The organism is Paraburkholderia sp. SARCC-3016, from assembly GCF_031119615.1.
Taxonomy (GTDB): domain Bacteria; phylum Pseudomonadota; class Gammaproteobacteria; order Burkholderiales; family Burkholderiaceae; genus Paraburkholderia.
In genome coordinates, this window is the sequence record NZ_JAVHZD010000044.1 from 1 (window position 1) to 22,944 (window position 22,944).

The 22,944-nt window shown below is 64.5% G+C and carries 21 protein-coding genes and 1 pseudogene; 14 read left to right on the plus strand and 8 right to left on the minus strand.

Annotated features, from left to right (window positions below; all coding sequences use genetic code 11):
* The first annotated feature begins 30 nt into the window (after nucleotides 1–30).
* The 4 genes from QYH69_RS31645 (at nucleotide 31) to QYH69_RS31660 (ending at nucleotide 3,935) form a co-directional block, all read left to right on the plus strand.
* Nucleotides 31–1,344: an amidase gene (locus QYH69_RS31645; protein ID WP_308835611.1), complete on the plus strand. Its 1,314-nt coding sequence runs from the start codon at nucleotides 31–33 to the stop codon at nucleotides 1,342–1,344.
* Nucleotides 1,341–2,183: a nitrilase family protein gene (locus QYH69_RS31650; RefSeq protein ID WP_308835612.1), complete on the plus strand. Its 843-nt coding sequence runs from the start codon at nucleotides 1,341–1,343 to the stop codon at nucleotides 2,181–2,183. Before QYH69_RS31645 ends, QYH69_RS31650 begins: the two co-directional genes overlap by 4 nt.
* Nucleotides 2,184–2,599: 416 nt before the next feature.
* A complete protein-coding gene (locus tag QYH69_RS31655; protein ID WP_308835649.1) occupies nucleotides 2,600–3,391 on the plus strand; it encodes a DUF72 domain-containing protein in 792 nt (263 codons plus the stop codon).
* A gap of 154 nt (nucleotides 3,392–3,545) precedes the next feature.
* The gene (locus QYH69_RS31660; protein WP_308835613.1) at nucleotides 3,546–3,935 is read left to right on the plus strand and encodes a copper resistance protein CopC; all 390 of its coding nucleotides are present in this window, start codon (nucleotides 3,546–3,548) and stop codon (nucleotides 3,933–3,935) included.
* 50 nt (nucleotides 3,936–3,985) lie between these two features.
* Here the strand turns inward: QYH69_RS31660 and QYH69_RS31665 are convergent, their stop codons facing one another.
* The gene (locus tag QYH69_RS31665) at nucleotides 3,986–4,339 is read right to left on the minus strand and encodes a YkgJ family cysteine cluster protein (protein WP_308835650.1); all 354 of its coding nucleotides are present in this window, start codon (nucleotides 4,337–4,339) and stop codon (nucleotides 3,986–3,988) included.
* 771 nt (nucleotides 4,340–5,110) lie between these two features.
* Here QYH69_RS31665 and hpnI point away from each other — a divergent pair.
* From hpnI to QYH69_RS31685, 4 genes are all read left to right on the plus strand, one after another.
* The gene (gene hpnI, locus QYH69_RS31670) at nucleotides 5,111–6,346 is read left to right on the plus strand and encodes a bacteriohopanetetrol glucosamine biosynthesis glycosyltransferase HpnI (protein ID WP_308835614.1); all 1,236 of its coding nucleotides are present in this window, start codon (nucleotides 5,111–5,113) and stop codon (nucleotides 6,344–6,346) included.
* A 119-nt stretch (nucleotides 6,347–6,465) separates the two neighbouring features.
* Complete coding sequence (hpnJ, locus tag QYH69_RS31675; RefSeq protein ID WP_308835615.1) at nucleotides 6,466–7,887, plus strand: hopanoid biosynthesis associated radical SAM protein HpnJ; 1,422 nt, start codon at nucleotides 6,466–6,468, stop codon at nucleotides 7,885–7,887.
* Between the two features lie 8 nt (nucleotides 7,888–7,895).
* A complete protein-coding gene (gene hpnK, locus QYH69_RS31680; protein ID WP_308835651.1) occupies nucleotides 7,896–8,747 on the plus strand; it encodes a hopanoid biosynthesis-associated protein HpnK in 852 nt (283 codons plus the stop codon).
* Nucleotides 8,744–9,790: a lysylphosphatidylglycerol synthase domain-containing protein gene (locus QYH69_RS31685; RefSeq protein ID WP_308835616.1), complete on the plus strand. Its 1,047-nt coding sequence runs from the start codon at nucleotides 8,744–8,746 to the stop codon at nucleotides 9,788–9,790. Before hpnK ends, QYH69_RS31685 begins: the two co-directional genes overlap by 4 nt.
* A 7-nt stretch (nucleotides 9,791–9,797) precedes the next feature.
* Here QYH69_RS31685 and QYH69_RS31690 read toward each other — a convergent pair whose 3' ends face one another.
* From QYH69_RS31690 to QYH69_RS31700, 3 genes are all read right to left on the minus strand, one after another.
* Nucleotides 9,798–10,913 carry a lipocalin-like domain-containing protein gene (locus QYH69_RS31690; protein ID WP_374992540.1) on the minus strand — a complete coding sequence of 372 codons (1,116 nt, stop codon included), beginning with the start codon at nucleotides 10,911–10,913 and terminating at the stop codon, nucleotides 9,798–9,800.
* A 145-nt stretch (nucleotides 10,914–11,058) separates the two neighbouring features.
* On the minus strand, nucleotides 11,059–13,701 hold the full coding sequence (locus QYH69_RS31695) for an FtsX-like permease family protein (RefSeq protein WP_308835618.1): 2,643 nt from the start codon (nucleotides 13,699–13,701) through the stop codon (nucleotides 11,059–11,061).
* Nucleotides 13,702–13,717: 16 nt separating this feature from the next.
* Nucleotides 13,718–14,419 carry an ABC transporter ATP-binding protein gene (locus QYH69_RS31700; RefSeq protein ID WP_308835652.1) on the minus strand — a complete coding sequence of 234 codons (702 nt, stop codon included), beginning with the start codon at nucleotides 14,417–14,419 and terminating at the stop codon, nucleotides 13,718–13,720.
* Between the two features lie 299 nt (nucleotides 14,420–14,718).
* Here QYH69_RS31700 and QYH69_RS31705 point away from each other — a divergent pair, with 299 nt between their 5' ends.
* The 3 genes and pseudogenes from QYH69_RS31705 (at nucleotide 14,719) to QYH69_RS31715 (ending at nucleotide 15,978) form a co-directional block, all read left to right on the plus strand.
* Nucleotides 14,719–15,315 carry a short chain dehydrogenase gene (locus QYH69_RS31705; protein ID WP_308835619.1) on the plus strand — a complete coding sequence of 199 codons (597 nt, stop codon included), beginning with the start codon at nucleotides 14,719–14,721 and terminating at the stop codon, nucleotides 15,313–15,315.
* Nucleotides 15,316–15,339: 24 nt separating this feature from the next.
* Nucleotides 15,340–15,633: pseudogene (locus QYH69_RS31710) on the plus strand (DUF2784 domain-containing protein); the annotation flags it as partial.
* A gap of 138 nt (nucleotides 15,634–15,771) precedes the next feature.
* Entirely contained in the window at nucleotides 15,772–15,978 is a 207-nt protein-coding gene (locus QYH69_RS31715) for a hypothetical protein (protein ID WP_308835653.1), read from the plus strand.
* A 109-nt stretch (nucleotides 15,979–16,087) separates the two neighbouring features.
* Here QYH69_RS31715 and QYH69_RS31720 read toward each other — a convergent pair whose 3' ends face one another.
* Together QYH69_RS31720 and QYH69_RS31725 are read right to left on the minus strand one after the other, a co-directional pair.
* Nucleotides 16,088–16,327: a hypothetical protein gene (locus QYH69_RS31720; RefSeq protein WP_308835620.1), complete on the minus strand. Its 240-nt coding sequence runs from the start codon at nucleotides 16,325–16,327 to the stop codon at nucleotides 16,088–16,090.
* Between the two features lie 349 nt (nucleotides 16,328–16,676).
* Nucleotides 16,677–17,855, minus strand: a complete 1,179-nt coding sequence (locus QYH69_RS31725; RefSeq protein ID WP_308835621.1) for an acyl-CoA dehydrogenase family protein — start codon at nucleotides 17,853–17,855, stop codon at nucleotides 16,677–16,679.
* A 160-nt stretch (nucleotides 17,856–18,015) separates the two neighbouring features.
* On the opposite strand from QYH69_RS31725, the gene QYH69_RS31730 reads away from it, so the two are divergent.
* The 3 genes from QYH69_RS31730 to QYH69_RS31740 all read left to right on the plus strand — a co-directional run bounded on the left by QYH69_RS31730 (nucleotide 18,016) and on the right by QYH69_RS31740 (nucleotide 21,579).
* Nucleotides 18,016–19,530 (plus strand): aldehyde dehydrogenase family protein, encoded by a 1,515-nt coding sequence (locus QYH69_RS31730; RefSeq protein ID WP_308835622.1) that lies wholly within the window; start codon nucleotides 18,016–18,018, stop codon nucleotides 19,528–19,530.
* A gap of 480 nt (nucleotides 19,531–20,010) precedes the next feature.
* Entirely contained in the window at nucleotides 20,011–21,174 is a 1,164-nt protein-coding gene (locus QYH69_RS31735) for a porin (protein WP_308835623.1), read from the plus strand.
* A gap of 237 nt (nucleotides 21,175–21,411) precedes the next feature.
* Nucleotides 21,412–21,579: a hypothetical protein gene (locus QYH69_RS31740; protein ID WP_308835624.1), complete on the plus strand. Its 168-nt coding sequence runs from the start codon at nucleotides 21,412–21,414 to the stop codon at nucleotides 21,577–21,579.
* A gap of 99 nt (nucleotides 21,580–21,678) precedes the next feature.
* Here QYH69_RS31740 and QYH69_RS31745 read toward each other — a convergent pair whose 3' ends face one another.
* A complete protein-coding gene (locus QYH69_RS31745) occupies nucleotides 21,679–22,089 on the minus strand; it encodes a DoxX family protein (RefSeq protein WP_308835625.1) in 411 nt (136 codons plus the stop codon).
* A 57-nt stretch (nucleotides 22,090–22,146) separates the two neighbouring features.
* Entirely contained in the window at nucleotides 22,147–22,866 is a 720-nt protein-coding gene (locus QYH69_RS31750) for a pirin family protein (protein ID WP_308835626.1), read from the minus strand.
* Nucleotides 22,867–22,944 lie beyond the last annotated feature (78 nt).

The following is a 22,944-nucleotide window of genomic DNA, read 5'->3' on the forward strand; positions in this document are numbered from 1 at the left end:
CGTAGCCATGTCGTTCTGTGAGCCAAGGAGTTGGTAGAATGTTTTGTCTTCCTAAGACCGCTTGGCCTCCGACTTAATGCGCATGCACGGGCAGACGCCGGGCGCTGCGCCTCGGAAATCGCGCGCGGCGAGCGGCGCGGACCGCTGCATGGCGTGCCGATCGCGATCAAGGACAATTACCTGACGGCCGGCATGCCGACCACCGCGGGCAGCCGCGCACCAGGCTACGTGTTTCCCGACGAGGACTCGGCCGCCGTCGCGCGCCTGCGCGCGGCGGGCGCGGTGCTGATCGGCAAGACTCGCACGCACGAGTTCGCTTGGGGCACGGAGACGCCGCCGACGCGCAATCCGTGGGACCTGTCGCGCATTCCCGGCGGCTCGAGCGGCGGCTCCGGCGCGGCGCTCGCGGCAGGCCTCGCATTCGGCGCGCTCGGTTCGGACACCGGCGGCTCGATCCGTATTCCGGCGAGCCTGTGCGGCGTGGTCGGCCTCAAGCCGACCTTTGGCCGGGTGAGCCGCGCCGGCATCGTGCCGCATAGCTGGTCGCTCGATCATGCGGGCCCGCTTGCGCTCACCGTGCGCGACGCCGCGTTGATGCTCAACGTGCTGGCCGGTTTCGACGCGCGCGACCCCGGCAGTGCCGACGTGCCCGTGCCCGACTTCACCGCGCAGCTCGAGAGAGGCGTGGCGGGCTTGCGCATCGGCGTGTGCCGCAATCACTTTTTCGGCGCGAACGAAGTCGACGTCGAAGCGCGCGTCGAACAGGCGATTGCCGATCTGGCCGCGCTCGGCGCGCAAATCGTCGATTTCGAAGTGCCGGATCTGCAATACGGGCTCGGCGCGATCTATGCCATCGAGCTCGCGTCGTCGAGCGCTTATCACGACCGCGGCCTGCAGCGAGGTGCGACAGCGGCGATGAACGACGACGTGCGCACGCTCGTCGAGATCGGCCGCATGGTGACGGCTGCCGATTACCTGAAGGCCGAGCAGCTGCGCACCGTGCTGATCGAAGACTTCAATGCGGTGTTCGAACGCGTCGATGCGATCGTGACGCCCACCTCGCCGGTGACCGCATGGCATCGCGGCCAGGCGTCGGTGATCACCGGCGGACTCGAGGAAAGCCCGCTTGCCGCGTCATGGCGGCTCACCTATCCGTTCAATCTGACCGGTCTTCCGGCGCTGTCGCTGCCGTGCGGTTTCGATGCGCGCGAATTGCCGGTTGGCCTGCAGATCGTCGGCAAGCCATTTGACGAAGCGACCGTGCTGCGGGTTGCGCATGCTTATGAAAACGTGCATTGCTGGCATGCGATGCGCTCTCCGATTGCGAGGAGTGTGGTTATATGACTGCGGGCAGTGAAAGCAAGGTAGGCGTCGCCTGCATCCAGATGCAGCCGGAAGTCGGCGCGAAGGCGCACAACGTTGCACGCGCAACCGCGTTGATCGAAGAAGCGCATGCGCGCGGCGCGCGTCTGATCGTACTGCCGGAGCTGTGCAATTCGGGCTATGTGTTCGAGACGCGCGAGGAAGCGTTCGCGCTATCCGAGACGTTTGCCGACGGCGAGACCATTCGCGCATGGGCGGCCGTGGCGGCGCGTCTCGACGTGACGCTGGTCGCCGGCTATGCGGAGCGCGACGGCGATGTGCTCTATAACTCGGCGGCGATCATCGGCCCGCAACGCGTGCTCGGCAACTACCGCAAGCTGCATCTGTGGGGCGACGAGAATCTGTTCTTCGAGCCAGGCAATCTCGGCGTGCCGGTGTTTCATACGCCGTTCGGGCGCATTGCATGCGCGATCTGTTACGACATCTGGTTTCCCGAAGTCTTCCGGCTTGCTGCAAACGGCGGCGCCGATATGCTGTGCGTGCCGACCAACTGGGTACCGATGCCCGCGCAGCCGGCCGGATTGCCGGTCATGGCGAATCTGCTCGCGATGAGCGGCGCGCATTCGAATGGCCTTTTCGTCGCGGCCGCGGATCGCGTGGGCAACGAGCGCGGCCAGCCGTTCCTCGGCTGCAGCGTGATCGTCGATGCGCACGGCTGGCCGGTGGCCGGCCCCGCGAGTGCGACCGATGAGGAGATTCTTGTCGCGCAGGTGAATCTGGCCGATGCGCGCCGGCATCGCCAGCTCAATGCATTCAACCATGTGCTGCGCGATCGCCGGCCCGAGGCGTACCGGTCATAGCGTGCGAAGGACGACGCGCAGCCTCGCGCGATTCGCTACACTGGAGCGGGTCGAACGCATGAGGGGAGACGTCATCGATGGCAGCGCGCAAACCGGCCGCAGAGGCGGCGAAATCCACGAAGGCGGCCGCGAAGGCACCGGCGAAACGCGCATCGGGCGCGGCGGGCAAGACGGCGGCTCGAGCGGCGGGTCAGAAGGCGGTAGCGACGAAGGTCGCTAAGCAGGCAGCGACTTCGAAAGCGCCGGCTGCGAAGCCGTCTGCTACAAAAGCGCCGGCCACAAAAGCGCCGGCCACAAAAGCGCCGGCCACAAGAGCGCCGGCCACGAAGGTTGCCTCCCGCAAACCCGCGCCCACGGCAAACACCCAGCCCGCCGCCGCAAAATCGGCCGGCGGTGCCGGTTCAACGAGCTCCGCCATCCGCGTGGGCATCGGCGGCTGGACTTTCGCGCCGTGGCGCGGCCTGTTCTATCCCGAAGGCCTTGCGCAGAAACGCGAGCTGGAATACGCGAGCCGCCAGCTCACGACCATCGAAATCAACGGTACGTTCTACGGATCGCAGAAGCCCGAATCGTTCGCGAAGTGGCACGACGAGACGCCCGACGATTTCGTTTTCTCGCTGAAGGCGCCGCGCTTCGCGACACATCGGCGAATCCTTGCGGAAGCGGGCGAGTCGATCGAGCGCTTTATCGCAAGCGGCGTGCTCGAACTGAAGGACAAGCTTGGGCCGATCAACTGGCAATTCGCGCCGACCAAGCAGTTCGACGAGCAGGACTTCGATGCCTTTCTGTCGTTGCTGCCGAAAGAGGCCGAGGGCCGTGCGCTGCGCCATGCGGTCGAAGTGCGGCACGAGAGCTTTCGCAACGAGGCCTTTGTTGCGCTTGCTCGCAAGCACGGCGTGGCGATCGTCGTGGCCGGGGATTCCAGATATTTGCAGATCGCCGATCTCACCGCGCCGTTCGTCTACGCGCGGATCATGGGCACGTCCGACGCGTCCGAGCGCGGCTACGATGACGCCGCACTCGATCTATGGACCGCGCGGATGCGAACGTGGGCGTCGGGCGGTCATCCACCCGGCCTCGAAACCGTCGCGAAGCCGGTGGCTGCCGGCAAAAGCCCGCGCGATGTATTCCTGTATGTGATCAGCGGTTTCAAGGAGCACAACCCGGCTGCCGGTATCGCGCTGATCGAGCGGCTGAAACGGGCCTGAAACGCTATTGAGACCGCTTCTGGAACCGCGTCTGGAACCGCTTCTGGAACCGCTTATGGAACATCAAGCGGCCACGCCGTGTCGAAGCCGTCGCCTGCGCATCGACGACTGATCGATGCGGTCGCGCATCCATCCATAACCGCAGCGACGCCTCATGTTCCGGAAACCGAAAGAATCGACCCTCGCGCGCAAGCGCACGACCCTGTGCGCACTTGGTGCCGCGGCGCTGCTTGTCGCGCAGACCGCATTCGCGCACGTATTCCCGTCGAAGCAGGAGCCCGCCGCGGGCGCGACGGTATCCGCACCCGCTCAGGTCAGCATCACCTTCAACGGTCCGCTCGAACCCGCGTTCTCGACGCTGACAGTCACCGACGCGGCGGGCAAGCCGGTGACGACCGGCAAGGCGCGCATCGACGCGAAAACGCCCAAGGTGATCAGTGTGCCCTTGTCCGGACTGGCGGCCGGACAGTACACCGTGCATTGGGTGGCGGTCGCATCCGATGGACACCGCACGCACGGCGAATACACGTTCGACGTGAAATAGCCGTGACGGATCGACGCAATCCGGCATCGGCGCAAAGCGATGCTTCGCGACTAAACCGGCATCGCGGATAGCGGCGGCAAGCCAACTGCATCGCGTAGTCGCTGGCAATCGGGGTTGGGCGAGCCGTCGTCGGCCCAGACGCGAAATTCGCGGCACGGCGAAGGCCGCCGCGCATAGATCGCGCAATGAATGCCCGGCTGCCCGACTTCACCGCGTAAGGCAATGCATCGTCCGTAGCCTGCTTCGGTACCCTTCATGCATACGATGTAGGGGTTCACGCGGCTCACCAGTTCGTCGGGAACGGTGCCGCCGGCACCCGCCATTTCGCCCATATACATCGATACGCGAAAGTGCTGGCAGCATGCGCCGCACGCGAGGCACGGATTTGCATCGTCGTTCGTCATATCGGTAAACACCCGATTATCGGACTGTATGTCGAGGATTTGAATGACGTGATTGCGTTGCATTTGAAGCAGCCTCGGAATTCTATTTTTTCGATACCGAAAAAGTCTATTGCGTCCCGGGTTGTCGGCGCATAGCGTTGTCGCAAAACCTGTCGTTTTTAATCTAAAAATACTGCAAAACAGGGGTCTCTCGTGGCACGCGGTAGACTGCTGCGCCAGGGTGACGCACGCCGGCCGGCTGATGCAGCTTAATGTTTTGCTAAGAAACGACTGCTAGTATTCGTGCTGCGGCTTTGCTTTCCGCAGCATATTTTCATTGAAAGAAATAATTATATTTTCGTAAGGGCGGCTTTGCCGATCCTGACGGAATTGCAAGTGTTCTTTTGCGCGCGCCGTAGTCAATCGATGAAACGAACATTGCCAGAGACACCCTGCACCGGCGATTCCGCCGACGGTGCAGCGCTCCATTGTCAGCCACGCGATCGCCAGTGCGGTTGCGCGCGTCGGAGGGCGGAGCATGCCATTCCACTATAAGGCTCTTCTACGCTTGGTTTGCGTGCGGTCGATGCACGCGCGTCCTTATTTGGCTAACCTTTATTCCGACGCCTGCAAATTCTGCTGGAACATCTACGCTTCACATACAAACCTTACGCTCGCATTCGACGACATGAGCGGAGTGCCTTCGATGTTAATCAGACCAATCAGCCTGAGCACGTCTCGTCTGTCGACCGGATCGGCCCTCCAGCGCTTCTCGAAGGAGGCTCGTGCCCGATGACCGCGAACTGGACGTCTTATGCGCAGTGGCTGCTTGCGGCCATCTGCTGCGGCGCGACGGTCTATGCAGGATTTGCGGCCGGCCTGTTGCGGCGCACGGCACGCTCGCGTCCGCACAAAGGGCAGCCGCAACCGGTACCCGCGGCGCTCGGCGCCGTCACCATACTGAAGCCGCTGTGCGGCGCGGAGCCGCGGCTCTACGAAAACCTCGCGTCGTTTTGCGAGCAGACACATCCGTGTTTCCAGTTGCTGTTCGGCGTGTCGTCCGCACACGATCCGGCGATCGCCGTCGTGCGCCGGCTGCAGGCCGCGTATCCGCATTGCGACATCGCGCTCGTGGTCGATGCGCGCGTGCACGGCAGCAACCTGAAAGTCAGTAATCTGATGAATCTTGCCGAGCACGCACGTTACGAGCTGCTCGTCGTGGCGGACAGCGACATTGCCGTCGCGCCCGATTATCTGCAGCGCGTTTGCGCGCCGCTCGCCGATCCGCGCAACGGCGTCGTCACCTGTCTGTATCGCGCGACCGGCATCAAGGGTTTCTGGTCCCGTGTCGGCGCGCTGTTCGTCAACGAATGGTTTCTGCCTTCGGTACTCGTTGCGCATGCAACGGGCTCGCGCGAATTCGGCTTCGGCGCAACGATCGCGCTGCGCCGCGAGACGTTCGAGAGAATCGGCGGCTTCGAGCCGTTGAAGGATTGCCTCGCCGACGACTACTGGCTGGCAAGCCACGTGCGCACGCTAGGCTTGCGCACGGTATTGTCCGAAGTGATCGTCGCGACCGACGTGATCGAGCCGGGCCTTGTCGCACTGTGGTATCGCGAGACGCGCTGGCTGCGCACGATCCGTTCGGTCAATCCGGCGGGCTTCGCGTTCCTGTTCATCACGTTCACGTCGCCGTGGCTGCTGCTCGGCGCGCGGCTCGCCGGCGCGTTCGAAGCGGACGGAATGCAACCGTTCGCCGCAGCGGCGATGACGGCGATCACGTTCGCCGGCTGCCTCGCGCGGCTCTCCATGCATATTCATGCGACGCGCAACTGGTGGACGTTCTGGCGCGACCTGCCGCTTGTCCCGCTGCGCGACGCATTGCTGATGTTACAGTGGCTCGCCGGTGCGTTCGGGTCCTATGTGATCTGGCGCGGCGCGCGGGTTCCCGTTACGACGCAGACCGCAGAAAGCGGAACGGCCAAGCTCGATACGGTCGAGGTGTTCGAAGTCTCCGATGGCCGATAAACCCGAGCGCACAAATATCTGATAATTCCATGAATGAACGCAACGCTGACACATTGCAGGGCGGAGTGAGTACGAACATGAGTATGAACATGAGCGCGAACACGAGTAGCGAGACGGTCATGAAGACATTGTTCCTGCAGGCGCCGTCGTATGACGGCTTCGATGGCGGCGCAGGGTCGCGCTATCAGGCCAAGCGAGAAATCCGTTCCTTCTGGTATCCGACGTGGCTTGCGCAGCCGGCCGCGCTCGTGCCCGGCAGCCGCGTGCTCGATGCGCCGGCCGACGGACTCTCCGTCGCGCAAACGCTGAAGATCGCGCAACAGTACGACCTCGTCATCATTCACACGAGCACCCCGTCGTTCCCGACCGATGCGCTCTTCGCCGAAGACCTGAAAAAGCACAAGCCGTCGATCGTCGTCGGCATGGTCGGTGCGAAAGTGCAGGTCGACCCGCACAACTCGATCACCGCGACCGAGGCGATCGATTTCGTCTGCCGTGAGGAATTCGACTTCACCTGCAAGGAAATCGCCGAAGGCAAACCGTTTGCCGAAATCAAAGGCCTGTCCTGGCGCGCCAGGGACGGCTCGATCGAACACAACGAAGCGCGTCCGATCCTCGAGGACATGGACTCGCTGCCGTTTGTGGCGCCCATTTACAAGCGCGATCTGAAGATCGACAACTACTTCATCGGCTATCTGAACTACCCGTATGTGTCGCTCTACACGGGCCGCGGCTGCAAGTCGCGCTGTACGTTCTGCCTGTGGCCGCAGACGGTGAGCGGCCACCGCTATCGCGTGCGTTCGGTCGAGAACGTGCTCGAGGAAGTAAAGTGGATTCGCGACAACATGCCTGAAGTGAAAGAGGTGATGTTCGACGACGACACCTTCACCGACGACGCGCCGCGTGCCGAAGCGATCGCGCTCGGCCTCGGCAAGCTCGGCGTGACATGGTCGTGCAACGCGAAGGCCAACGTGCCGTACAAGACGCTCAAGATCATGAAGGAGAATGGCCTGCGCCTGTTGCTGGTGGGCTTCGAATCGGGCGACGATCAGATCCTCGTCAACATCAAGAAGGGGGTGCGCACGGATTTCGCGCGCCGCTTCAGCGCGGACTGCAAGAAGCTCGGCATCAAGATCCATGGCACGTTTATCCTCGGCCTGCCGGGCGAAACGCAGGAGACGATCCGCAAGACCATCGAGTACGCGAAGGAGATCAATCCGCACACCATTCAGGTGTCGCTCGCGGCGCCGTATCCTGGCACGACGCTCTACAAGCAGGCCGTCGAGAACGGCTGGATGGAGGAGAACAAGGTCATCAACCTCGTTAGCAAGGAAGGCGTGCAACTGGCGGCGATCGGTTATCCGCACCTGTCGCGCGACGAGATCTATCACCACCTCGAGCAGTTCTACCGCGAGTTCTACTTCCGCCCGTCGAAGATCTGGGAGATCGTGCGCGAGATGCTGATGAGCTGGGAGATGATGAAACGGCGTCTGCGCGAAGGCGTCGAATTCTTCCGCTTCCTGAGGGCGCACGAGGCGTGAGCTTCGCTATGCCACCGCCCGGCCGCGCGCTGATTCTGACTGCCGACGATTTCGGTCTGCATGAGCGCGTCAACGATGCAGTCGAGCGCGCGCATCTGCACGGCGTGCTGACCGCGGCGAGCCTGATGGTCGGCGCACCGGCCGCACGCGATGCGATCGAGCGCGCACGGCGTTTGCCGCGCTTGCGCGTCGGTCTGCATCTGGTGCTGGCCGACGGCGCGGCAACCTTGCCGCGCGGCGAAATTCCCGCGCTCGTCGATGCGCAGGGCCGTTTCGGCGACAACATGGTGCGCGACGGTTGCCGTTTTTTCTTTCTGCCTCACGTGCGCACGCAGCTTGCGCGGGAAATTCGCGCGCAGTTCGAAGCATTCAGAGCGACCGGCTTGCCGCTCGATCACGTGAACACGCACAAGCATTTCCATCTGCACCCGACGGTGCTCTCGATGATCCTCGCCATCGGCCGCGACTACGGCATGCGCGCGATGCGGCTGCCGTACGAAGCGCATTCGCCCGCATGGATCCGGCCGTGGATGGCGAGCGTGCGCACGCGCCTCAGGCGCGCGCGCATCGCGCACAACGATTACGTCGTCGGCATTGCGCACACGGGCGGCATGGACGAAGCCGTGCTGCTCGAAACCATTGCGAATCTGCCGCACGGCGTCGGCGAAATCTATTGCCATCCGGCCACGGCGGGCGACGCCGCGCTGTCCGACGGCATGCGCAGCTATCGCCATGCCGACGAGCTGAATGCGCTGCTGTCGCCGCGTGTCGCGTCGGCGCTGCGCGCGGCGGGCGCAACGTGCGGCGGCTTCGGCGATGTGTTCGGCGATGCGCTGCCCGAAGCGGCGGTACTGTCATGAAGTGGCTGCGTTTCGTCGGCTGGCCGGTCGGGATCGCGATCCTGATCGCGCTGACGCTGCATGTGCGCGTCGGCGAAGCGGTCGAGATGATCCGGCACGCCGGTTGGCCGTTGCTGCTGCTCGTGCCGCTGCATCTGCTGCCGCTGCTGCTCGACGCACAGGCGTGGCGGTTATTGCTCGACCGGCGTGCGCCGCTCGGTTTTCTGCTGTGGGTCGCGACCGTGCGCGAAGCGGTGAACCGCTTGCTGCCCGTCGTCGGTATCGGCGGCGAAGTGATCGGCATCCGGCTTGCGCAATGGCGGGTCGCGGACGGGAGTTTCGTGAGCGCGAGCGTGATCGTCGAAGTGATCGTAACGCTCGCGGTGCAGTATGCGTTCTCCGCGATCGGCATCGTGCTGATCGTTGCGTCCGCGCAACGCTCGGGCGCCTGGCATGCGATCACGCTCGGTCTGCTGCTGTCGTTGCCGCTGCCGGCCGCGGCGGTCGTCTTCTTGCGGCGCGGCGGCATTTTCCATGCGATCGAGCGCTGGGCCGGGCGGCTCTTCGGCGAGTCGCATCCGTTGTTGCAGCGTATCGACGGCAAGCGTCTCGATGCCGACATCGACGCGCTGATGGTGCGCTCGGGCCTGCTGCTGCGCGCGTTCCTGTGGCAGCTCGCAGGCTATGTGCTCGGCGCGCTCGAAGCGTATGTCGCGCTCGCGCTGCTCGGCCATCCGGTGTCGGTCGGCGGCGCGGTCGCGATCGAGGCGATTACGCAAGCGGTGCGCCACGCGGCATTCTTCGTGCCATCGGGGCTCGGCGTGCAGGAAGCATCGGTCGTGCTGCTTGCGCAGATGTTCGGTGTCAGTCACGATGCGGCGCTGTCGCTCGCGTTCGTCAAACGGATACGCGAGGTGATTTTCGGCTGTCTCGCGCTGATCTCGTGGCAAGCCGCGGAGATGCTGCGCCGCGTGGAAGAAGAGCGGCAAGGGCGGCTCGTCGCGGCCGCGCCGGTGGCGGTGGAGCGAGTCGAGCGACCCAACCCCGTGACGTCGGAAAGCTGAGTTGCGCTCACAACTGCAGCCGCGCAACATATCCGGTCAGTTCCAGATAGCCGCGCGCGAGCGGCTTCGCCGCTTCGTTTGAGGCCGTTGCCGTGGCCGCTGCTGACGCTGGGCCGCTCTGCGTTGCCGGTGCGGCCGCCGTCACCGTTACCGCGCCTTCCCAATACACCGCGCCCGTACTCGCGCGGCTATCCACTTCCTGGTCGTCGAAAAGGGGCGTCAGCGTCAGATGCAGATCGCCCGCATCGACGCGCATCGCCACCGGATAGCGCGCATCGGTATGCGGCGAGCGCCACCAGCGCAACGGCGTGAACACGACGTCGGCCGGCGCGAGCTCATGCGACGATCCGTCCGCGCGCCTTAGCGTGCCGCCTGCCCAGAACTTGCGGGCCGCCTTGTCGCGCATCTGGAAGGCCATCAGCGCGGCGCCATCGTCGAAATTGAGGCCGATCCAGTCCCAGCCGATCGCCTCCTCGGCGAGATACGCCGACGACCATTCATGATCGAGCCACGCGATACCTTGCACGGGCTCGGCCTTGCCGCCCGAGGTGCGATTGCGCGTGAGCATGCCGGTCACGCGCAGCGCCGGTTCGCTGTAGTAATAGCTTGCCTCGCTCGCAAGCGGCCCTTTCCGGCTATAGCCTTGCGCGCCGTTGAGCAGCACGCGCTGCGTCGGCTGCATCGCGAACTCCATTACGAAATCGGCGGCATCGATGTCGACCTTGTATGCGCCGTTACGTGTGTCGCGCACGAACGACCATGCGCCGATCTGCACGCTCGTGTCCGCTTCGCTCGCCTGCGCGAGACCGAAGCCGCTACGCGCCGAGCGCTGGTCGTGCTGCAGTCTGCCCGCTTGCGGATCGCTGAGCGCGACGTTCGCGAACAGCAACTGAAGCGGCGCGAACCGGCTCGGATTCGCATCGTCGAGCGCGGGCCGCGAGCGGAAGAACGTGACCTGAAAGCCGAGCGCGGTGCGATCGGCGGCGAACAGCCAGCCGGTCGCGTACCACCATTCGGTGCGGTACTGCGGATGCGCGCCGAAGTCGCGCGGAAACACGAGCGTGCGGCCCGCGGTGACGGGCGGATAGTCGGGCTCTTTCGCTAACGTGCGCTGCGCTCGCATCAGCGGCAGCAAGGACGCAAGCGGAACCGGGGGCAAAAGCGGCCTCAAAAGCGGCCTCAAAAGCGGCCTGAGCGCCACGACCGGCAGCAGCGAAGCGAGCGCGCGAGGCAATGCGAGGAAGGTGCGGCGTTTCATCGTGGTCGGTTCACCAATCGTCGCGCACCGCGCGCACGGCATCGACCGACAGCGCGGAGCGCGCGCTCCACAATGCAGTGAGCGCGGCGGCCAGTATGACCGCAAAGGCGAGCGTCATCACGAGCGCCCACGGCATATGCAGAGTCATTGTCCAATGAAACGACTGCGGGTTCACGACATAGACGAGCACCGCCGCGATGCCCGTTCCGAGCACGAGCCCCGATGCGACGCCGACGAGCGCGACGAGTGCGCCTTCGATCACGAGCAGCGCGGCGATCTGTGCGCGCGTCACGCCGATATGACGCAGCACGCCGAACTCGCGTGTGCGCGACAGCGCCTGCGCGCCGAAGCTCGCGCCGATGCCGAACAGGCCGATCAGCACCGCGACCGCTTCGAGCAGATAGGTGACCGCGAAGCTGCGGTCGAAAATCCTGAGGCTCGCCGCGCGAATTTCGCCCGGTTCGGAGAACGTGAGCCGATCGCCGCCCGCAACGCGCGCACGTATGCGCTCGACGGCCTGTCCGGTCGATACGCCGGACGCGAGCCACACGGCGGCGTCGGTCGCGCGCGTATCGTTCGCGAGCTTGCGGTAGTCCGCTTCATCGATCACGACCGCGCCGAACTGCCGCGCGTAATCGCGCCAGATACCGGCGACCGTGAACGTCGCGGAACGGCCGCCGACCGGCAACACCATGCGATCGCCGACATGCAGGCGATACAGATCGGCCATCGCCTCGCTGACCCATGCGGGCCTCACGGCGTCGTCGTGCGGAACCAGCGGCGTGCCCGTCAGCGGCAGGCGCGCGGCCGGGTGACGCGGATCGATCGGACGCGCGATCAAAGCGACCGGCGGCAGATGCGTGTCGAGCGTGATCTGCGTCGCGCGCAGAAATTCGGTGCGTTCGATGCCGGGCGTAGACGCGATCGCGGCCTGGTCCGCGGCGGATAGATACCCGCTGTCGCCGGCAGGCGCCGCGCGCAGATAGAGCGGGGCGGGCAACAGCAGTTGCAGCCAGTCGTCGACGGCGATGCGGAAGCTCGACACCATGATTGCCATCGCCACCATCAGGCTGAAGCTCGCGACGATGCCCGCGAGCCCGATTGCCGCGCGCCCCGGCGCGTGCGCCAGCTGCGCGAGCGCGAGCTGCGGCAACGCATGCTGCGTGCGCGGCAAGGCATCGAATACGATGCGCGCGATGGTCGGCATCGTGAGCACGCCGCCGATCAGCAGCAATGCGACGGACGCGTAACCGAACAGCGGCAGACCGTCGACGGCCGGCAACCGCGCGAGCGCGATGCCGATACCGATTGCGCCGAGCGCGCTGATCAGCGCGCGCGATCGATGCAGCTTTTTTAGACTCGTTTCTTCGTCACCGGCTTTGAGTGCCTGTGCCGGCTGCGCGCGCGCCGCGTCGAGCGCCGGCGCGACGCTGCCGAGCACCGCGGCGCCGAGGCCGAGCGCGACGAACAGACATGCGGCCGCCGTGTCGAAATGCACCTGCGGGTGCACGCCTTCGAAATAACCGCCGCCGAGATCGCCGCCGGCGAAATGCAGCACGGCAGCCGCGACCGCATAACCGAGCGCGACGCCGATCAGCGCGCCGATCACGCCTTGCACCGTGCCTTCGGCGACGATCAGCGCGACCACGCCGCGGCGCGTCACGCCGAGCGCGCGCAGCAACGCGAATTGCGTGCGCCGTCGCAGCGAGCCGAGCGCCTGGATCGTGAACACGAGGAATGCCCCGGTGAACAGGGCGACGAGCGCGAGCACGTTCAGATTCGCGCGATAGGCGCGCGACAGTTGCGAGGTGCGATGCGCGTTCTCGTGCGGCGAGACGGCAGCGACGCCGGCCGGCATCTGCGCCGCGATGCGCTGCGCAAATCGCGCGGCATCGACGCCGGCCTTGAGCTTGAGATCGATGCGTTGCAGCGTGCCGAGCCGTTCGAGCCGCCATTGCGCTGCGCCGATGTCCATCACGCCGACGCGCGCGCTCGTGCCCGACGCGGGCAGCGTGCCCGCGATGCGCAACGCGACCTGCCGCAGGCCGACCTGCACCGTCAGTGTGTCGCCGACCTTGCGACCGCTCCACGCGAGCGCGGCGGGCGACAGAAACACCGTATCCGGCGATAGCAGATCGAGCCGGTTTGCACTCGCGTTTGCGTTCGGGCCGTTGTCTGGATTTTCGTTCGAGTTCGGGTTCAGGTTCGCCGGCTCGATGCGTCCGACCAGGTCGGGCGTCACGCGCGCCGCATGAAACACATCGACGCCGAGCAGCTTCAACGCGTCGTCGTGTCCGACGACGCGCGCATCGACTTCCACGACCGGGCTCGCGGCCGCGACGTCGGGCAGTTGCGCGATACGCGGATACAGCGACTCGTCGAAACCGTTGCGCGGGCCGCGGATCGTGAGGTCCGCGTCGCCCGTCAGCGAGTTCACCGTCGACGCAAGCTCGGTCAATGCCGCGCCGTTGATCAATTGCACGGCATAGCCCATCGCGACGCCGGCCGCGATGGCGAGCATCGCGACAAGCGCGCGCAGCGGATGGCTGCGGCTTTCCCCGGCGATCAGCGCCGCCGCGGTCGACAGCATCGCGCGCGCGGAAGTGGACCGCACTTTGGACGCGCGCGACAAGCGTTGCGGGATGTCTGCCATGGTCATCGGCTGCGGCTCATCGTGCGCGCTCTTCAGGTGGCAGATGCAGCGGCGCGTTCGGTGCCAGCCCGTCGCGCGTCAAGCGCAGCACCCGATCGGCGCTCGCCGCGGCCGCTGTCGAATGCGTGACGAGCAGCACTGCGGCCCGCGACTCGCGCGTCATATCGAGCAGCAATCGCAGGATGCGCGCCGCGGTGTCGTGATCGAGATTGCCGGTCGGTTCGTCGGCGAGTACGAGGCGCGGCTGATGGACGAGCGCGCGCGCGATCGCGATGCGCTGCAGTTCGCCGCCGGACAGCTCGCGCGGCAAGGTGTGCGCGCGATCGGCGAGCCCGACCGACGCGAGTGCGGCCGCGACGCGCGCGGCGACATCGGCGGCCGGCACGCCATTGAGCCGGAGCGGCAACGCCACGTTCTGCGCGGCGGTAAGGTTCGGCAGCACGTGAAACGCCTGGAAGACAAAGCCCATGCGCGCGCGGCGCAGCCGTGTCGCGCGATCGTCGTCGAGTGCGGCGAGATCGTGGCCGTCGAACACGATGCGGCCGGCGTCGGGCCTGTCGAGCCCCGCCGCGAGATTGAGCAGCGTCGATTTGCCGCTGCCCGACTCGCCGACGATCGCGACGCACTCGCCTTCCCGCAGTTCGAGCGATATGCCGTTCAGCACAGTGCGCGGCGGATTGCCCGGGTAGCGCTTGACGACATCCGACAGGGTCAGCATGAGGTCGCGATTCGGACCGATCGTTTGAGTCATGTGCATGACGTGGCGAGTTGCAGGTTCAGGTGTGTCGGGTGGTTGCACGCAGGAACCCGGCGGAACAGAATAGTCGGGCTCCCGCATGGCCGCCGAAGCCTGATAGAACGATCAGATAGGGCAACACGAGGCTCGCGAAATGGATGACAGCGAGAATGACAGCGCGGATGACAGCGTGAATCGCCACGGGAACACGGCGCGGTCGTCGCGCGGCCATTGCGCGCTTACCGCATGCATCGCGATGCATCGTGAGTACAGGAGGCGGTATGCGCATACTGGTCGTCGGAGCGACAGGGCTCCTCGGTAAGGAAATCATCGAGCTGTTATCTCCGAAGCATGAAGTGATCGGTGCGAGCCGCAATGGCCCGGCACTGAAAGTGGACCTGTCCGATCAGGCGTCGATCGTCGCCATGTACAACGACGCGGGGCCGCTCGATGCAGTTGTCTGTGTGGGCGGCACAGCAAAATTCGCGCCGCTCGAGGAGCTACAGGATAGCGATTTTGCCTTTAGTCTCGCCAACAAATTAATGGGCCAGGTCAATCTGGTGCGTTGCGGCATGCGGAAAATCGATCCGGGCGGCTCGATCACCCTGACGAGCGGCACGCTCGCGCAACATCCGATGCCGGGCGGCGCCGCCATCAGTCTCGTCAACGCCGGTGTCGAAGGGTTTGCGCGCGCAGCGGCACTCGAATTGCGCGGCATGCTGCGAGTGAACGTCGTGAGTCCGGGATGGGTGGCCGAAACGCTGCAGCAGATGGGCCGCGATGCATCGGATGCGGTGCGCGCGTCGGTCGTTGCGCAGGCGTATCGCAAGTGCGTCGAAGAGAACATAACCGGGCAGGTCGTGACGGCGGCGCGCTGAAGGTCGGGCGAGCGGACAGGCACGATGACCGCGCTTGCCGATGCCGTACTCGTCGTGCATGCGGCGCTCGTGCTGTTTATCGTCGGCGGGCTCGCTGCGATCTGGCTCGGCGCGGCTTTCCGTTGGCGCTGGGTGCGCAGCCGAGTATTTCGTGGCGTGCATCTTGCTGCGATCGGCATCGTCGCGTTGCTCGCGCTGCTGGGCGTCGCGTGTCCGCTGACCGTGCTCGAAGACGCGCTGCGTCACGATGCGGGCTCGACGCAAGGCTTCGTGCAGCGCTGGGTCGGCCGTCTGCTGTATTACGAATTACCGGCGTGGATTTTTACGGTCGCATACGTTGCGTTCGCGGCGCTCGTTGCGCTGACGTGGCGGCTCGTGCGCCCGGGCGGGAACGCGATGTGCGAAACCGCGCCGGCAGGCGCAATTTCTCAGTGCAATGCTTTTCGGGAGGTCATCATGAAATCTGATGGCAGCAACGGCAATCTGCGCGCGTTCGTGCAGACCGCGGAGCGGGCAGGCGGGTTCGTCTGGGTCATCACGCTCGTCGATTTCGACGCGAAGAATGTGCGGCGGTCGCTGGTTTCCGACGAATCGTTCAGCACGGCAGCCGCTGCGAAGGATGCGGGCGAGGCGCGTCTCGCGGGGATGAGCGAAGACCGGTGAATCGGGGCCGTGGAATCGCTGCGATTGAACAGCTGGGTTGACCCGCTGGGTTGACCCCATGCATCGAACCGCTGCATCGAACCGGTCATGCGGGAAGAGCAAACCTCACTCACACCTGGTAGCGTGCCGACTGCGTGCGCCGCTCGCCCAGCAGTTTCAATGCTTCCCCGGCGCTCATATCGGTTGCATGAATGTTGCGGGCATCGAGCACGAGTACCTCGAACAGCGCGCGATCGTCTTCGGCGCTGCGCCGATAATGCTCGGCGGTGTCCAGCAGCAGCTGCATCAGCGTCTGATGTCCGACGCGCTCGTCCTTGCTTGCCGGCGGTGCACGCAGAATTGTCGCCACGATGGCGAGAAGAGTTCGGAACTGATGGACCGTCTGGTCACAGTATTGAAAGCGGACAACGCGGCTGCCGCGTAGCTCGTGCCTTCGCGTCCTGTTGACGTGCGGCTCGGCCGGCGCGGCTTGCGCCTCGACGCAGTCCGCGTGTTCACGACGAAGCGTCCGACGCCGCGCGGCGAGGCGTGCTCGAGCGGCCCGGTTTGCGTGGTGTTGCTGGTCATGCTGTGTCCTCCCTCGATCAGGCTGCGAGACCCTGGCGTGGCTGTTTCGACGGCAACGCAGAGTATAGGGTGGCGCACGGCAGCGCGGACCAATCGTTCAGGCTAACTCGTCGATGCTATGCATGGGACAGTCAGGAACCCGATACGATCGGATGCTCGCGTCTTAACAGCAACTTTCCCGCCGACACGTAGTGGCGCGGATGCACGGCCGCGTGCTGCGCGGCAACGTGCAGATCGCGCAAGCGGCGCTGCAGCGGCGAGCCGTCGTAGATCGCCGCGCCGCCGCCTAGTGCAAAGCAGGCGTCGCCGATCTGTACGCATGTCCGCGCAATCCAGACCGCCGCCTGGCAGGCCTGCAAATACAGCGCGTCGTCTTGCAACGTGCCTTCGAGCGCACGCTGCCACAGCGCGCGAACCTGAGTCTCGTGAAATGCGCGTGCCGCTCGCAGTTCGGCTTCGATCCGTCCGAGATCGTGCAGGAAAATTTCCGAATCGCGCATGGCCGTCGCGACGCGAAACTGCTGGCGACCGGTATTCGCGTGCGCGACGATCGCATCGACTGCGCCTTCGGCAATGCCAACCATCACGGCCGACCCCATCGGCGCGAGCAACGGCGCCACTGCCTGATAAAGCGGGCCCGCCACGCACGATTCGCCGTTGATGTGATCGAACAGATGGCTCGCGGGGACGGGCGCGTTCATCAGCGAAATATGGTGGCTGCCGGTGCCTTCGAGCCCTGCGACGCTCCACGTGTCCTCGATGCGCCATGCGCCGGCCGGCAGCATCATGCCGCGCATCGTCGGCGCAGCGCCCGCATCATTCGTGCCGTTCGCTGGCGAGCCGTTTGCGCTGACCATGCCGATACCGAACATCCAGTCCGCATGCAGGCATCCGCTCGCAAATGCCCAGCGTCCACTGCAACGCCAGCCTTCGGCCGTTTGTTCGAGTGTGCCCGTAGGCTGCACGGCGCCCGCGATGATCACGTCCGGGCCGCGGCTGTACATCTCATCGAAAATCTTGCGCGGCAAACGCGTGGCGAAGAGCGGCGCGGTCGCGCCAATCCCGGCGAGCCATCCGATCGAACTGTCGATGCGGCTGAGCGCGCTGACCACCGCCATTGCGCCTTCGATGTCGAGCTCAAGGCCGCCGTGGCTGCGCGGCACGTACATGCGGAACACGCCGAGCGAACGCATCGTCTGCACGAGATCGGCCGGTAAGCGCCGTTCCGCTTCGATCTGTGCGGCACGAGCGGCGAGTTCGGATGAAAGGTCCCGGATTTCGGAAAGCATGCGTTGCGCAATGTCGTTCATCAATGCTCCTGCTCGTGGCCTTTCTACAAGAACATTCACCGCGCATCCGCTATTCCGCTCACGAAGCGCAATGTGCTTTCGATTGTATTGCCCATGGAATAGGCGAGTCACGCAAACGTCTACGTTATATCTCGACCAGCGAATCAGCGAGGAATAACCGATGAACGATCGAATCGAGGCGAATCAAGCCGCGCACGGCGATTTGTCGCCGCGCGTGCCGTCTAGCTTGCCGAAAGCGGGCGGACTCTACTGGGCTGGCAAATGGCACACGCCTTCGGGCGCCGCGACGCTCTCCTGCATGAACCCGTCGACGGGCAAGCCGCTACGCGACGTGTTGAGCGGCGGTATCGAAGAAGTCGCCGCAGCCGTGGCCGCCGCGCGTGCCGCGCGCGACACATGGGCGCGCACGCCGCCGCTCGAACGGGCGCGCTGCCTGCGCGAGGCGGCGTCGCGCGTGCTCGGTCACGCGCAGGAACTCGCGTTGATCGATGCGGCGAATTGCGGCAATCCGGTCAACGCAATGATGTTCGATGCGCAGGCCGGCGCGAAGCTGCTCGAATACTTTGCGGGCCTCGTGCTCGAGATAAAGGGCGAAACGATACCGACATCGAATGGCTCGTTGAACTATACGGTGCGCGAGCCGCGCGGCGTCGTCGCGCGAATCTTCCCGTTCAACCATCCATTCATGTTCGCCGCCGGCAAGATCGCGGCGCCGCTTGCCGCGGGCAACACGGTCGTCGTGAAGCCCCCCGAGCAGGCGCCGCTGTCGACGATCCGCCTGATGGAGCTGCTCGAAGACGTGTTCCCGCCGGGTGTCCTCAATTGTGTGGTCGGCGGCCGCGATGCAGGCGCGGCGCTCGCGAGCCACCCCGGCGTCGATGCGATCGCGCTGATCGGCAGCGTGCAAGCCGGCAAGGCCGTGCTGCGCGCGGCGGCCGATACGATGAAGCACACGCTGCTCGAACTGGGCGGCAAGAACGCGATGATCGTCTATCCGGACGCGCATTTCGAAAAAGCCGTCGCCGGTGCGATCAAGGGGATGAATTTCACATGGTGCGGCCAGTCGTGCGGTTCGACCAGCAGACTGTTCGTGCACGATTCGATTCATGACCGCTTCGTCGATGCGCTCGTGAAGCAGCTGCCATCGCTGTATCGCCCCGGCATCGCGACCGACATGCGCACGACGATGGGCGCGATGATCAACCGAACGCAGTACGAGCGCACGCTGCACTACATCGAAAAGGCGCACGCGCAGAAAGCGACGCTTGCCCTCGGCGGCAGGCATCCGGCCGAGCCGGCGCTTGCGGATGGCTTCTTTATCGAGCCGACCGTCATCGTCGATGTGCAGCCCGATATGGCGATTGCCCGTGATGAAATCTTCGGACCGGTGCTGTCGGTTTTTCGCTGGCGCGACGAGACGCAGATGCTCGCGACGGTCAACGGCCTCGAGGTCGGCCTGACAGGATCGGTGTGGACGCAAAACATCGATACCGCGCACCGTGTCGCGGCGGCGATCGAATCGGGCTATGTGTGGATCAACGATACGTCGACGCACATTCTCGGCGCGCCGTTCGGCGGCCACAAGCAGTCGGGACAGGGGCGCGAAGAGTCGAAGGACGAACTGCTCGAATTCACGAAGCTGAAAAACGTCAACGTGCTGCTCGGCGGGAGCTGAGCGCCGCGGCAGTTTTAAAACGCGCTTTAAAGGCTTTTTGAAACGTTATTGTCGGCGTTTATAAAGCTTTATCGCGCGTTTACAAAAACGCTTCACCAAAGAAAAAAGCGCGGCCTGAGCCGCGCAAATGCGTGGATATCCGCTGTCTACGGATATTGTGAAGCGAGTGCACTCTAGCCGGTTCAATTTGTCGCGGCTATTCGTTCCGTGAAATTACTTATTCTATTTTTCGCAATGATGTTCAGTGAGGCTTGGTGAGAGTCAGGCGTATGTCCGTTTTCGACCAGATCGCCTCGAATGTTCGCGAAAAAGACCTCGATTGTTTCGGGTTTGGATAGTCTCCATTGACGAGAGAGAAATAATGCGCGAATTGCTCGTGTCGCGCATCCGAGACCTGCCTTTTTGCCGTTTTTTACATTAATTCTTTGCACGGGTAGTCTGCGCTTCGCGTCCACTCAACTAAAAGTGCAAGGAGAAATAATGAAACGCACGACCTCCCTCTCGGTCATTTCGCTGGCGATGCTAGGGGCCGCCGGGGCCGCGCACGCGCAATCGAGCGTCACGCTCTACGGCACGATCGACACGTCGATCACGTACGTGAACCATGCTCAAGGCAGCCAGAACCTGTGGGCGCTCGGCAACTCCAGTAACGGCAACCTGTCCGGCACGCGTTGGGGCGTGAAGGGCAACGAAGATCTCGGCGGCGGTCTCGCGGCGATCTTCCAGTTGGAGAACGGCTTCAACCCGTCGACGGGCCAACTGGGCCAGGGCAGCCGCCTGTTCGGCCGCCAGGCTTACGTCGGCCTGACGAGCACCCAGTATGGCGCAGTGACGCTGGGCCGCCAGTACGACCCGCTGATCGACCTCGTGCAAGGCATCACCGCAGACAACTACTTCGGCAGCGCATTCGCTACCGCGGGCGACGTCGATAACTACGACAACAGCTTCCGCGTGAACAATGCGGTCAAGTACGCGTCGCCGGTGTGGTCGGGCTTCCAGTTCGAAGCAATGTACGCGTTCGGCGGCATCGCCGGCTCGACCGGCTCGGAGCAGTCGTACGCGTTTGCCGCGGCGTATAACACGGGTCCGCTGTCGTTGGCAGCCGGCTATTTCTATGCGTCGAACAGCCAGGCATCGGCTGCGGCTCGCGACACGTTCACGAGCACGTCCGACGGCACGTTCGACGGTCCGATCAACACGGGTTATGCAACCGCTCACTCGCTCGCGATCGCACGCGTCGCGGGCCAGTACGTGTTCGGGCCGTTCACGGTCGGCGCCGGCTACAGCAACGCGCAATACCGCCGCGACAATTCGTCGGTGTTCGGCGAGGACGAGAAGTACAACACGGGGCAGGGCTTCTTCAACTGGCAGGCTTCGCCGGCGATGCTGCTCGGCGTCGGCTATAGCTATACGAAGTCGAACGGCGATTCTTCGGCGACCTACCATCAGGTATCGATCGGCGCCGACTACTCGCTGTCGAAGCGCACCGATGTGTACATGACGGCGGCTTACCAGCACGCAAGCGGCGAGACGGGCGACGGCAACGGCGGAGTCGTGGCGGCGCAAGCGTCGATCGGTTCGTACGGCTACGCAGGCACGTCGACGCAGACGATGGTCAACCTCGGTCTGCGCCACAAGTTCTAAGCAACGCTTGACGCGCTGCGGCGGCGAACCTGTTGTGTTCGCCGCAAGCGCGGATCGCGCGAATGGCGTGGAAATGAAGCGGGCGCGCTGCCTTCATGGGCAGCGCGCCCGCTTTTTTTAGCGCGCGCGAGTTGATATTGCATGAGCGCAATGCCGGTAGAATGTCCGCGTCGGGAACCGCGCCGGCCGCACGCGAAGCGCGCTGGGTGCGACTCCTCTCAAGCGCGAGGTGCGGCGATGCGAACGGTCAAGATTCAGCAGTTCACCGAAGAAGACGAAGAATTTTACGAGCTCGGCGACGAGGCCGAGATCATGGTGACGGACGAAGAATGGCGCCGGCTCGAAGAGGCGCAGGAAATCATCTGGATCGACCGCTTGGGCGGTTTCTACTGTCTGGCCGAATAGGGTTCGGCGTGCGGCGCGAAAACGAAAAGGGCGGCACGCTGGCCGCCCGGAATTTCGTTCAACCACAGCCGGCGCAGTGCGTTACGCCGCGTTCCGGCGTTATCGCCTGTCGAACGAATACTTCCCCGGCCCTGTCACGGCCAGCAACAACAGCCCGCCGATGATGCTGACGTTCTTGTAGAAATTGACCATGTTCGCGTACTGCTCCATGCCGGTTTGCGTCCAGAAGTGATGGCCGATCAGCGCGGTGCCGAGCGTATAGAGCGCAAGCAGCAACGCAAGCGGCCGCGTCAGAAGCCCGACCGCGAGCAGCACGCCCACGCCCAGTTCCATCATGACGGCGATCGCCGCGGCCAGCGACGGAGCCGGCGCGCCGGTCGTCGCCATATAGGCTTGTGCTGCGGAAAAGCCGGTTAGCTTGCTCCAGCCGAATACGACGAATAGCACCATCAGCAGCACGCGAGCGACGAGCAGAATCGCGTCGCGCCGTTGGTCGATCAGATTTTTCATGTTTGTTCCTCTGTTATATCGCTTGATAAATGGTGATCGCGGCATGCGTGTTCGCGATCACAGCTCCGACACTTCGTTGTTGCGCAGGTCGAACACCAGCACTTCGGCGTTGTCGCCGGCGCTGAAGCCGAGCTCGCGTTCATTGCGAATGCGCGCGCCGTCGCCTTCGGTCAGGCGCACGCCATTCACGGTGATCGCGCCGCGTGCGACATGCACGTACGCGTAGCGGTTCGCGGCGAGTTCGATGTCGGCCGCTTCCGCGCCGTCGAACAGGCCCGCGTAGACGCGCACGTCCTGGCGCACTTCGAGCGAGCCGTCGGCGCCGTCGGGCGAAATCACGAGCCGCAGTTTGCCGCGCTTCTGCCCGGCCGCGAAATGCTGCTGCTGATAGCGCGGCGTCGCGTTCTTCACCGAAGGCACGATCCAGATCTGCAGGAAATGCACGAGTTCGCTCGCGGAATGATTGAACTCGCTGTGCGCGACGCCCGTGCCGGCGCTCATCAGCTGGATATCGCCGGGGACGATCACCGAGCCCGTGCCCATCGAGTCCTTGTGTTCGAGTGCGCCTTCGAGCACGTACGAAAAGATTTCCATGTCGCGGTGCGGATGCTTGCCGAAGCCGCGGCCCGGCGCGACACGGTCGTCGTTGATCACGAGCAGGTCCGAGAAGCCGATCTGATTCGGGTCGTAGTAGTTCGCGAACGAGAACGTATGGTGCGAGTCGAGCCACCCGTGATTGGCGTGGCCGCGTTCGCTGGCGTGTCTGATTTCAATCATGGCGATCTCCGTAAGAGGTGCGGTTTCAATTCGAGGCGTGAAAGCCACACGCGTTGAAACGAAGTTTAGGTCAATTAG

Excerpts from the sequence above, each read along its gene's own strand:
- QYH69_RS31650 (WP_308835612.1), top strand. The coding sequence starts at position 1,341 with ATGACTGCGGGCAGTGAAAGCAAGGTAGGCGTCGCCTGCATCCAGATG.
- QYH69_RS31660 (WP_308835613.1), top strand. The coding sequence starts at position 3,546 with ATGTTCCGGAAACCGAAAGAATCGACCCTCGCGCGCAAGCGCACGACC.
- QYH69_RS31665 (WP_308835650.1), bottom strand. The coding sequence starts at position 4,339 with ATGACGAACGACGATGCAAATCCGTGCCTCGCGTGCGGCGCATGCTGC.
- hpnI (WP_308835614.1), top strand. The coding sequence starts at position 5,111 with ATGACCGCGAACTGGACGTCTTATGCGCAGTGGCTGCTTGCGGCCATC.
- hpnJ (WP_308835615.1), top strand. The coding sequence starts at position 6,466 with ATGAAGACATTGTTCCTGCAGGCGCCGTCGTATGACGGCTTCGATGGC.
- hpnK (WP_308835651.1), top strand. The coding sequence starts at position 7,896 with ATGCCACCGCCCGGCCGCGCGCTGATTCTGACTGCCGACGATTTCGGT.
- QYH69_RS31685 (WP_308835616.1), top strand. The coding sequence starts at position 8,744 with ATGAAGTGGCTGCGTTTCGTCGGCTGGCCGGTCGGGATCGCGATCCTG.
- QYH69_RS31690 (WP_374992540.1), bottom strand. The coding sequence starts at position 10,913 with ATGCGAGCGCAGCGCACGTTAGCGAAAGAGCCCGACTATCCGCCCGTC.
- QYH69_RS31695 (WP_308835618.1), bottom strand. The coding sequence starts at position 13,701 with ATGGCAGACATCCCGCAACGCTTGTCGCGCGCGTCCAAAGTGCGGTCC.
- QYH69_RS31700 (WP_308835652.1), bottom strand. The coding sequence starts at position 14,419 with ATGCTGACCCTGTCGGATGTCGTCAAGCGCTACCCGGGCAATCCGCCG.
- QYH69_RS31705 (WP_308835619.1), top strand. The coding sequence starts at position 14,719 with ATGCGCATACTGGTCGTCGGAGCGACAGGGCTCCTCGGTAAGGAAATC.
- QYH69_RS31715 (WP_308835653.1), top strand. The coding sequence starts at position 15,772 with ATGAAATCTGATGGCAGCAACGGCAATCTGCGCGCGTTCGTGCAGACC.
- QYH69_RS31725 (WP_308835621.1), bottom strand. The coding sequence starts at position 17,855 with ATGAACGACATTGCGCAACGCATGCTTTCCGAAATCCGGGACCTTTCA.
- QYH69_RS31730 (WP_308835622.1), top strand. The coding sequence starts at position 18,016 with ATGAACGATCGAATCGAGGCGAATCAAGCCGCGCACGGCGATTTGTCG.
- QYH69_RS31735 (WP_308835623.1), top strand. The coding sequence starts at position 20,011 with ATGAAACGCACGACCTCCCTCTCGGTCATTTCGCTGGCGATGCTAGGG.
- QYH69_RS31740 (WP_308835624.1), top strand. The coding sequence starts at position 21,412 with ATGCGAACGGTCAAGATTCAGCAGTTCACCGAAGAAGACGAAGAATTT.
- QYH69_RS31745 (WP_308835625.1), bottom strand. The coding sequence starts at position 22,089 with ATGAAAAATCTGATCGACCAACGGCGCGACGCGATTCTGCTCGTCGCT.
- QYH69_RS31750 (WP_308835626.1), bottom strand. The coding sequence starts at position 22,866 with ATGATTGAAATCAGACACGCCAGCGAACGCGGCCACGCCAATCACGGG.